This window comes from Natrinema sp. LN54, assembly GCF_052439245.1.
Lineage (GTDB): Archaea > Halobacteriota > Halobacteria > Halobacteriales > Natrialbaceae > Natrinema > Natrinema versiforme_A.
On sequence record NZ_JBQVRP010000008.1, the window covers coordinates 149,681 to 159,952 of the forward strand.

Annotated in this window: 8 protein-coding genes and 1 pseudogene; 7 read left to right on the forward strand and 2 right to left on the reverse strand. The window is 55.0% G+C overall.

The window, feature by feature from the left end; all coding sequences use genetic code 11:
- Positions 1–186: 186 nt before the first annotated feature.
- From ACT4ML_RS20170 to ACT4ML_RS20185, 4 genes are all read left to right on the forward strand, one after another.
- The gene (locus ACT4ML_RS20170; RefSeq protein ID WP_444722450.1) at positions 187–2,772 is read left to right on the forward strand and encodes a PD-(D/E)XK nuclease family protein; all 2,586 of its coding nucleotides are present in this window, start codon (positions 187–189) and stop codon (positions 2,770–2,772) included.
- Positions 2,769–5,618, forward strand: coding sequence for a UvrD-helicase domain-containing protein (locus ACT4ML_RS20175; protein WP_444722451.1), 2,850 nt, complete (start codon positions 2,769–2,771; stop codon positions 5,616–5,618). The genes ACT4ML_RS20170 and ACT4ML_RS20175 overlap by 4 nt, the downstream gene beginning before the upstream one ends.
- A 37-nt stretch (positions 5,619–5,655) precedes the next feature.
- Entirely contained in the window at positions 5,656–6,090 is a 435-nt protein-coding gene (locus ACT4ML_RS20180; protein WP_138246988.1) for a TRAM domain-containing protein, read from the forward strand.
- Between the two features lie 144 nt (positions 6,091–6,234).
- Positions 6,235–6,405, forward strand: coding sequence for a hypothetical protein (locus ACT4ML_RS20185; RefSeq protein ID WP_175416486.1), 171 nt, complete (start codon positions 6,235–6,237; stop codon positions 6,403–6,405).
- A gap of 133 nt (positions 6,406–6,538) precedes the next feature.
- Here ACT4ML_RS20185 and ACT4ML_RS20190 read toward each other — a convergent pair whose 3' ends face one another.
- Positions 6,539–7,213, reverse strand: a complete 675-nt coding sequence (locus ACT4ML_RS20190) for a helix-turn-helix domain-containing protein (protein WP_444722452.1) — start codon at positions 7,211–7,213, stop codon at positions 6,539–6,541.
- A 781-nt stretch (positions 7,214–7,994) separates the two neighbouring features.
- Between ACT4ML_RS20190 and ACT4ML_RS20195 the strand changes: the two genes are divergently transcribed.
- Both ACT4ML_RS20195 and ACT4ML_RS20200 read left to right on the forward strand, forming a co-directional pair.
- Positions 7,995–8,990 (forward strand): ParA family protein, encoded by a 996-nt coding sequence (locus ACT4ML_RS20195; protein WP_138246986.1) that lies wholly within the window; start codon positions 7,995–7,997, stop codon positions 8,988–8,990.
- A complete protein-coding gene (locus ACT4ML_RS20200; RefSeq protein ID WP_138246985.1) occupies positions 8,987–9,442 on the forward strand; it encodes an acyl-CoA dehydrogenase in 456 nt (151 codons plus the stop codon). The genes ACT4ML_RS20195 and ACT4ML_RS20200 overlap by 4 nt, the downstream gene beginning before the upstream one ends.
- A gap of 313 nt (positions 9,443–9,755) precedes the next feature.
- Here the strand turns inward: ACT4ML_RS20200 and ACT4ML_RS20205 are convergent, their stop codons facing one another.
- Positions 9,756–10,103, reverse strand: a complete 348-nt coding sequence (locus ACT4ML_RS20205) for a PH domain-containing protein (protein WP_175416500.1) — start codon at positions 10,101–10,103, stop codon at positions 9,756–9,758.
- Positions 10,104–10,204: 101 nt separating this feature from the next.
- Between ACT4ML_RS20205 and ACT4ML_RS20210 the strand changes: the two are divergent.
- Positions 10,205–10,272, forward strand: a pseudogene (locus ACT4ML_RS20210) (IS6 family transposase); the annotation flags it as partial.

Here is a 10,272-nt window from a genome sequence, read left to right on the forward strand (position 1 = left end):
CTCTCGAGGTGACCGAACACCACTTCTGGGGACTGTGTTGCATCAAGACGCTCGAGATTATTGCGCTAATCACGGCCCGAATTACCGTTTGAATTACGGCTGAGTGTAATTCTTGAGTACCTCTAACGATCAGAGGGTATGGTATTCTAACAAAGATTTAACCGACACCGCTGACCTTCTCCATATGTGCCATTTCCCCGCGCCAAATCGCCACTCCAACTCTACGACGACGTCAAATCGTACGACCGGGTGATCACCCCGGACGGACCGCTTGCGAGTGCCCTCAACCGCCACCTCGATTGTTCGCATCTCGGTCCGTTCGCGATCCCACCACGCCGGCATGCAGTTGGTCGACGCCAAGAGTCTGAGGATCGTCTCGCCTTCCTCGGCATGCTTGATCACGAGGACTTCTCCTGGAAGCGTTGTGCCTACGCGGTTGGGAATATCCTCCAGTGTTGGGAACACCGAGGGTCACACGACGCAATCTTCGAGTACGACGGCTACGTCGACGACGCCACCGAACGAGCTGTGGAGCGAATCGCGGAACTCGAGACCGCCTCGATGAAACTCACGAACGAGACCATCGATCCGGATCTCGACGTGGTCGTCGTTGAGCCGGCGATGCTCACCCAACTCGAACGAGCGTATCTGCCCGTCGAGTACGACACGGTCGACCTTTTCACTGATACGGAGCTCGATCTCCCGCCATTCCGTATACACGATTCGCCGACGGAGATCGTAGAGACCGTCGTCGATTCCGTGGATGACGAGAACGCTGATAACGTCGGGATTGTTCTCGACCAGGAAAGCGAGTACTCACCGCTTATTGAGTCCGCCCTCGAAGCGGCCGATATCCCGTTTTTCGGCGGGCCGGGTTTCACAGATCGCAGCGAACATCGCTTGTTCCTCCACCTCCTCCGGACCGCCCACCGGGGGACTGATACCCGAATAAGCGAGATCCGGTCGCTATTGACGGTCTTCGATTGTGACGTCGATGACGCTGACACAGACAAGCGACTGCACGAGCTTGACGATGGAGATCTCAAGTGGCTGATCGAGTTCTGTCATGATGTCCAAGAATACACGTTCTCGGACGCCCTTTCAGTGTTTGAACGCCACGCCAACGACACGCTTGACGCCTTCCGCGAGGAACTGGAGACACTCACTATTGCCGACGAATCCGTTACGGAAGCGCGCCTCGACGATTTGTCGTTCTATCTCCAGACCTACGAGGTGCCGGTCGACCGAGAGAACGAGGGCGTCCTGCTCGCCGACGCGAAATCGGCGTCGTACGTGGGTCGTGAGGTTGTCTTCTACCTGGGGCTCGACGACCGCTGGACCCACTCGGCACCACGTCGTCCGTGGGTCGACCAGGACGCCCAGTTCACACGGAACCTCAAGAGCTTCCAGCTGCTGTTACAGAGCGGCAGCCAGCAACACTATCTCGTCCAAGACGCGACCGGCGGATCATCCGTTACGCCGTGCCTGTACTTCGAAGAGCTCCTCGAACCGGAGTACGACCGTTTCTCCGATCTGCGTTCGACAACTCATCAGATCCAAACCGCAGCACGTGCTGGTGACGGATTCGAGAACGAACCCGTCGGCGTGACTTCCGACCCGATCGAGACGATCAGCAAGTCGAGTCTCAACACCTACGTGAACTCACCGCGGGACTATTACTTCAGCCGGATCGTCGACGATCCGGAGAAGGCGTATCTCACCGAGGGCAACCTGCTCCACGACTTCGCGGAGTTCTACGTCAACCATCCGGACGCGGTTGACGAAGAGACACTATCGGAGGTTGTCGACCTCATGCTCGAGGAAGTCCGTCCGCTGGTTCGCTCCGTCGACGAACGGACCCGGCGCACTGAATATCGTGCGAGCCTCGAAACGATCGTCTCATATCTTGACGCGAACCAGCCGACTGAGGGCGCGTTTCTGACGCCGTCCAGTGGGGGTGACAATGCCGTCGCCGCTCACTTCGGTCGGAATGTCGACTCCCCCGTGACTGAACGCCGGTTTACTGACGAGGAACTGGGTATCAACGGAATGATCGACCTCGTTCAGTCGGATCGAGACCTACTCGACTACAAGAGCGGCAGCGAGAGCAGCGCCACCTCGATTGTCAAACACGCTGCGATCGACGAGCCGACAGACGAGCCTAACTTTCAGGCGTTGCTTTATCTCACCTATTGGCGATCACAGACGCCGGGTGAGAAACTCTCGTTCACGTTCTTCTACGTTACTGAACTCGTCGACGACGTGATCGCTGGCGACACCAATGTCGACGACGCACTGACGACTGTAACATACTACCCCGAATCGCTCACCGAGCACGTGCAACGTGAGGAGTTCTTCGAGTATCTCCGTAAGGAGGGGGCACAGAAGTGCCAGAAGATCCTCTCGAAGATTGACTATCAGACATACGACGCGCTCTTCGACGCTGCGCCGCTCGTCGAGACGACCGACAGCGACGAACTCATCGAGTCCGAGTTCGGACAGACGATGATCAATCGGCTCGAAGCGGAGATTGGCAAGTACAAGTACGTGACAACAGGGAGTAAGCAGGTGATGCGAGCAATCGTTGACCGGCAGAAGGGTGCATTCTTCAAACGTGATCTCGATGCGTTCGAATCTTTTGTCGACGAGCGACTGGTGGAACTCAATCGGCGCCGCACTGGCGACGAGGCGTTCCCAATCGAGGGGCTCACCGGCGAGCCAAACTACCGATGGGTTGACAACCGAGATCTCCTCCTGGAGGGTGAACAATGAGCGGCGTCGACCCGAACCCGGAGCAACGCGAACTCATCGAGGCGATTGACGGGCTCTATCTCGTCGATGCGGGTGCTGGCACCGGGAAGACGTTCACAGTTACCCGGCGATACGCCAATATCGTGGCCCAAGATGGCGTTGATCCTGAAGACGTGCTGTTGGTGACCTTTACGAACAACGCGGCCGAGGAGATGCGAGAACGAATTGTGCGTCACAGTGAGTACGGGATGCGGGAACTCGCGAACGCGCCGATCCAGACGTTCCACTCACTGTCACACGACCTGCTCGACGAATACGGACACGATGCACCGACATCCCTTGGGATTGATGAGACAATCACTGGCTCGACACGGATTATCGAGGACGAAATCATCGAACAGGCGCTGTTTCGTGAGTTCATCGGCCAGTTCATCGACAATCACCCGGAGTATGACGAGTTCTTCACGGCACTATCGGAGACATCTGAGCTGCTCGACCTGATCAAGGAGCTGTCCGCAAAGGGTGTGTTCCCCACTGCGGATGGCTGGTACCGGAACGGCGAGTCACATCTCGACGGGAACTTCGAGGCGTTCGAGACGCTGTTCACTGACCGGAATGAACCACGGAACGGCGGGAGCAAGCAATCGAAGCTTCGAAAGAAGCTCTATCAGTATGGTGAAGACAAGACGTACCTCCCGGAGGCGCCCACAAAGTGGGACATCCGCGGCGATGGCAAGCAAGTCCCGGCAAATCTCACTGAACGCGTCTTTGAGGAGGACAGAACGGCACTCAAGCGGTTCGTCCACGACGTATATCACGCCTATCTCGAGTTCGCGCTCCGGCGGAACTACCTGAACTTCGGGTTCCTCCAGCTGTTCGCGTTCGTGCTTCTGTGTGAAGATCACGACCTCCGAGAACAGCTAGGGTACGAGTACGTGATGGTCGACGAGTTCCAAGATTCCAGTGAGATCCAGTTCAAACTCACGCTGCTGCTCGCCGGCACGAACAACATCTGCGTGGTCGGCGACTGGAAACAGAGCATCTACAGTTTCCAGTACGCGGATGTCGATAACATCCGCGAGTTCGACGATCGGCTCGAACGATTTGCCACGGAGCTGAATCGGGACGCAGATCGAGTCATGTTCCCGACGACGCCGATCAATGACAAGCAACTGATGCGGAATTACCGATCGACGCAGTCCATCTTGGACTTCTCTACCCACGCGCTGACTGCCCGTGCGACAAAGAACGAATCGCTGGATACAGAGGCTATCTCCGAGCAGGTTACACCACTGACTGCCGATACAGACCGAGACGATAGCTACATCGAGGCGCTCACGAGTGAGGACGAACACGAGGCCATTCTCGCGAAGATCGACGCGATCGTCGACAACGACGCCTACGCCGTCGAAGGTGATGACGGTACGTATCGCGCTCCGGAGTACGGCGACATCGCCGTGTTGACGCGAACCCGTGATTTCGGCCGGGATCTGCTCCATACAGCGAGTAAGTTCCGTCTGCCGATGGCCTACGAGGGTGGGATCGAGGTCTTCCGGACCGACGCCGCGAAGCTGGTGTTAGCGTGGTTGCGTATCCTCGAACGCGACGCCAAACGCGGGTGGGCGCTGGTCCTCGAAGAGGCTGGCTACACGATCGACGAGGCGAAGGCGATCATCGAGCGTGAGGCGTACCCCGAAGCCATGGTCGCCTTCCGAGAAGATCTCCGAGAGATGGAGACGTTCGGTGGCGTCGCCCGGCGCGTGTTCGAACAGTACGGCCGTTCCGGGCCGACCGCAGACGTCGTTCTCGACACTATCCAGTCGGTTCACGGGACGACGACGTTCACCCGTGGAGAGCTAATCCGATTCATCGAGGAGGCGATTGCTGATGGGAGCATACACGACGTCGACGCCGGGGCTGGGACGAATGCGGTGACTGTCCAGACGATCCACGCAACGAAGGGGCTCGAATACCCGATCGTCATTCTGGCGAATATGAACGCCAACAAGTTCCCGTCTTCCGGTGGCAGCGGCAGCGATATCGCGTATACCGACCCGATTGGTCTCCGACAGCAGAAGGTGTACTCAGAGGAGGCACACGATGTCCCCCATGTCTACGACAGCTGGAAGACAGACGTTCTCAATCGCTGTCTCCCTCAGAACTACGATGAGGAACGTCGTCTCCTCTATGTGGCTGTTACGCGTGCTGAGAGTCACCTCGTTTTGACCGGTGGCGCTGACCCGAATTCGTTCCTCGATGCACTCCCCGTTGCTGTCGAAGAAGTCGATCCCGATTTATCTGCGTTCAATCCGGAAGACGGCGAGTATTCACCGTATTCGGTCGACATTCCCGAGCCTGATGGCCCGGCGAGCTACTCACCGCACACCTTCATCGATGACGCCGTCTTCGAAGGGAATACCGGCGGCCGGGGAATGGAGTTCGGGTCAGACGTCCACGAGTTTGCGGAACGGTATGTCCTCGGTGAGGCAGTCGAAACCGGCGATAACCCTGACAAGGAGCACGTGAAGGCGTTACTCGACTCACTCGATGGTGAGGCGAGAGCCGAGATCGATGCGTTTCTTCCACTTACCGTCGACGGCGAGAAGGTAACGATCGGCGGCATCATCGATTTGCTCCACGTGACAGCTGACCGTGTTGAGATCATTGACTACAAAACCGATCTCACAACGCACGCAGAAGATGAATACCGGAAACAGCTCAGTATCTACTACCATGTCGTCGCCGACCAATATCCCGATCGGTCGGTCACTGCGTCTATCTTCTACACCGATGATGGCACTCAGCACAATATTACCCCTCTCGATAAGGCGGCTCTTCGAGAGCTTGTGCTAACACATAGTGTTTAAATTACTTGCCTCGTGGGTACTGAGCACTAGACACTCAATGGTCGAAATTCCCAACTCCCTTCGCTCTCTGTTCAGTGCTCCAATTAAAGAGCAGGATGGGACGTACATAGTGGAAGTTCCCTCGAGGGAAGTAGATCGTGAAGCGTTGTCAGCTGACGAAACGTATCGCGTAGCGATTCTGCAATCTCCAGTCTCGACGGAGTCGTCAGTACAACAGGAGTCACAGAGAGCACCTACTCATGAGACTGCGAGCCATTCTCCCTCCGAACCCCCCGTTGAGGAAGGCGAAGTACGTGATGTGACCATCGAGACAGTCGGCGATCAGGGCGATGGTATCGCAAAAGTCGAACGTGGTTACGTCGTGATCGTCCCCGAAGCTCAACCCGGTGACGAGCCAACCATCGAAATCGAACAAGTTCAAGAGAATGTTGCGTTTGCGAGCATCGCCGATAGCGATCCGCGGACGGTCTAACTGTTCTCGCTGAGCCAGCTTTCTTCTCGGTAAACCATCGGTGTGAGAAGGCTCCGTTCGAGTTAGTCTGTTGAGGCGGTTCTGAAAGATACGTCTTTTCCACCGTTCGTGATGGCACAACCTTCCAAGACCGAAATTCATTCTATGACAAAGGAACCAATTGAGGTACTCGACTGCCTGGCCGACCAGGTTGCCGATGAGTTCGAGGCGTATAGACAGCCGGGCGATTTCAAGGATGTCTCACTCGTGATTGAGAACAGTGACGCGGAGCATCCGACGTTGATCGTCCACGTCGACAGAGAGGATGCAGAATGACCATGGAGGCGCACCCGTAGGCGTGTGCTTGAACAGCGGGACACTGAACGTGAATGGAGGCTATCCTCCTGCCGAAGATTCGGCCAGAACGGGAGTCCACGCTGAAAGCCCACGGCTTTAGCCGTAGGTTAGCTTACGTCTGTGCCCGTTCACTCTCTTGATACGTGACGCCGAGGTCAAGGTCTTCATACATCCGGTCGAGCATCGCCAGCGCCGACTGGAATTGGGCGTAGTTCTCACGCATATACTCGATCGTCTCAGCTCTCGGGATCACTGGGTACCCTTCGACATGATTGATGTCGAGTGACGGGCGTGGCTCAAGGACGATCTGTAGCGGTCCGTCCAACTCGTCTCGGGGCTGTCGCTCGAATGCGGTCGGGAGATCGAACGACTCGAAAAATGCCTCCCAGGCGTCGACGTCCTGCTCACGAATAGCGAGGAACAGCGGATAGTCGTTGGGATCGCGACCGACTTGGTAGCCGCCCTGGGTCCATACGTAGACGGCGTCGATCCGCGTGAAGGCGAACGGCCAGTCACTAAACTGTGGGAGGACGTACGCCTCCTCAATCGAAGGCGGACTGACGCCGGCGCTGGTAGCGACGAGCTCGCGTGCGGCGTCCCTCACGCGCTCGTCGACGACGGAGAGGCCGTCATCATAGCTGACGTAGCCTGCGTCTTCGAGACGGTTCACGGCCTGCCTCACCGTCTCGTACGGCGTGTGAAGGTGTTGTGCGACACGGCGGATGGAGTCTCCACTCTCGATGGCGAGGATGACCCGTGCCGCCGTGTCGTCGAGCACCTCGTACATTTGGTAGTTACCAATATTCCGGGAACAGTAAAAAGACTTACTAGACTGGTTGGGTATCCTCAGCCACGGTTGAGGGGCTTCTCTCCGATTAATCAGTTGCGTTGAATCACTAGACAGCGTCGGTGAATGTCAGTCAATCGAAGGAGTTGGAGCAGGAGACTTCTGTTGTTCATGATCTAAATCTCCCGCTTCACCGATCGTTGCGTCTCGAAATCATGAAACAAAGAGATACAGCAATCACGTCGACAGACACTGGACCAACTCGGTTCCTGAACCGAGGGGATACTAAATGACTGACTGAGATGAGTGTCGGATACCAACATGTTCAGGACCCACTCGCGATCGGGGTAGAATATTCTGATCGGTGGACATTCGAGATGCCGGATTCATCCAACCGCTATGATGTGCTGAATGAAAGCAGTGCGTGGCCATCGTGTCTGCCGGTCAGGTCGGGACGACTCTCCACGGTGTTGCTACCCGATCGCGACCGTAGCAGGCGATGGCCGTTCCTGAAAGACAGTTTTGTCGACTTGGTGTCGTCTCTGGAACAGTGATCTATAACAGAATACTGTCATAGATAACTGTTACAGATGTGTGTTACAGATATCTGTTACAGACATGTGTCACAGATACTTTTCACAGACTGGTTATTGGGACAAAAACGCAGCAGTGCAGCATTTACAGAAACCTGTTACAGATATCTGTTACAGAGTACTACTTCAGACATCTGTAACGTATCTCTGGAACAGATTTATGTAATAGATGACTGTACGGTCTGTATATGATAACTGTAGTCGTGTACTCCGAATCGGGCGGCACCTTCAAAACCACCACAACTGCGAATCTCGCAGTCAGTCTCGTCCGGATGGGGCTGGACGTCTGCGTGATCGATCTCGACCCACAGGAGGGCAACCTGACGAGTCTGTTCAATGTCGGGGAACACCGCAGTGATCCGGAGGCTGATAACCTCGTCAAGCACATCCTCGAGATGCCGGACGGTGATTTTGAGGACCTCATCGAAACGTCGGACGAAGGCGTCGACGTGATCCCAAGCCACGACATGCTCGGTGACTTCACATCGAATCTCGAGCAGAAGATCGCCTACGAAACGGGCATGAAGAACATGAGCAAAGAGGAGTTCCCGCGGTTTGAACTCCTCTATGATCTCCTCTGGAACGAACAGGAACTGCATGAGGATTACGATGCCGTCCTCATCGACCCGAACGCTCGAGCGGAGGACCTGCTGTACAACTCGATCTATGCCATGCGGACGCTGGTTGCTCCGGTCAAACCAGCCGGCAAAGGAAATCTGAGTCTCGACGGCCTCGACGAACTCGTCGGTAACATGGAGCGCAAACTGGACATCGAGGTCGGCCTCTCCTGTGTCGTTCCCTCCGGTGTCGGCCAGACAAACGCTCACCAGCAGTATTCCAAGCAGTTCAAGAACACCGACGAGTTCGCGACGCCGATTGCAATCCCCGATCGGGAGAGTTTGATGGATACGATGTGGGAAGCGCGGGGTTCGGCGTACAAGGTCCTCGAGGAGCGCTGGAAAACCTTCGAAGAAGACGGCGAAATGGTCAGCAGTCCCGGTGAACGAAGCGTCCGTGACCGTGAACTCGAGACGATCCGAGACATACACGAGCTCGGCGTGTTCGTCGCGACGGATACGTTCGACGCTCAAATTAATCCCGAACTCGTCCTCGATATTCAGGGCCGCGGAGAGGAACGCTTTGATTTCCGAGATGCCACTGAAACCGAGGTGGCGTCCCAATGAAAGACGGCTCTGGGAATCTCGATTTCGGCGACAGTGATAGCAGTGAGGAGGAGGAGTCAACCGAATCCAAACCGCCAGGTGGACCGATCGACGATAGTCAACCGGATCGTGGCCGATCGGGATCGTCGTCAATTCGATCGGAGTCGAAGCCCGATCAGCCTGGCACATCGTCGACGTCGACCAACGAGTCAGAGCAGGACAAGCACAAGTATCCGTATTTCGTCCGTCGAAGCAAGGTCCTCGACGAGCGAGACGAACGAATTGAGGCTCATCTTCGGGAAGTCGTCACCGACCAGGAGTCGGACTTCCGAAGTGAACTCGCCGACGAACTCGAGACAAACGGTAACATTCCAAAATCAGACGCACGCGAATTCGCACTCTTGTATGCGTTTGAAAATCCGGAGGGCGTCGCGGAGTTGATGCGAGAGGAAGGCTTCGGCGAACTCGAGTAGTCAATATCTGCTGCTGCTTGATCGATTATACAGCGTTGGGGAGTGGTTTGTAGAGTACTTCTCAAATCCGGCTTAGAATCAGAATTAAGTGAGTAATAGTGATGGTTCCTGTATGGCAAATATCGCAGTCGCGGGGTTTCGACTTCTCTTGGGTCTGTTTATCTTAGCCGCTGTACTGTTTCGGAGAGGAGAAACCTTTTGATCCTATGGACCCGGCCCCGATGCCCTAGTGGTGCCAGAGGAACTCGCCAGTAACTATTGGCGGTACCTCGCTCGGTTCAAGGTTCGTATAGAAATAAGTATACGAATAATGTCATTCAGACATAAGTCGAACTAATTCATTTGCATGACCATTATACATCTTGAACTGATTATTGATTTGATCTTCCTCAATTTCTATTTTAGAACTTCTAAAATTCTCCTCATAGGTCACAGATGATATCTTATCAAGATTATAGGACTGGTGTACATCATTGAAGACGCCTTTTTTAAAATGTACCAATCTTTGATCAGATAAGATCAATTTGGGACAATAGTAATCTCTTTTCCACCCATAGTTCCGACGTAGATATGCCTCCCAAAGATGGTAGCCGACTATGTGATCTTCAGACGAACTAAGCGGAATAGGATGGCTGTATCTATAACGGTCTTCATAGCGCATAAATGTGAGATAGTGTGACTATATATAGAACTTTGGGATCTCTGCATGGGCTGTGTTTAGTTAAGCGTGAAAAGTGAGGCGGCACGATTTTATGCTGGTCTATGGCAAAAATCGACCGCCTCAATGGTTGTAGCGACTGGATTGATTTGAGTTTTGTGGAGAGAGAACG

Excerpts from the sequence above, each read along its gene's own strand:
- ACT4ML_RS20200 (WP_138246985.1), top strand. The coding sequence starts at position 8,987 with ATGAAAGACGGCTCTGGGAATCTCGATTTCGGCGACAGTGATAGCAGT.
- ACT4ML_RS20195 (WP_138246986.1), top strand. The coding sequence starts at position 7,995 with ATGATAACTGTAGTCGTGTACTCCGAATCGGGCGGCACCTTCAAAACC.
- ACT4ML_RS20190 (WP_444722452.1), bottom strand. The coding sequence starts at position 7,213 with ATGTACGAGGTGCTCGACGACACGGCGGCACGGGTCATCCTCGCCATC.
- ACT4ML_RS20180 (WP_138246988.1), top strand. The coding sequence starts at position 5,656 with ATGGTCGAAATTCCCAACTCCCTTCGCTCTCTGTTCAGTGCTCCAATT.
- ACT4ML_RS20205 (WP_175416500.1), bottom strand. The coding sequence starts at position 10,103 with ATGCGCTATGAAGACCGTTATAGATACAGCCATCCTATTCCGCTTAGT.
- ACT4ML_RS20175 (WP_444722451.1), top strand. The coding sequence starts at position 2,769 with ATGAGCGGCGTCGACCCGAACCCGGAGCAACGCGAACTCATCGAGGCG.
- ACT4ML_RS20185 (WP_175416486.1), top strand. The coding sequence starts at position 6,235 with ATGACAAAGGAACCAATTGAGGTACTCGACTGCCTGGCCGACCAGGTT.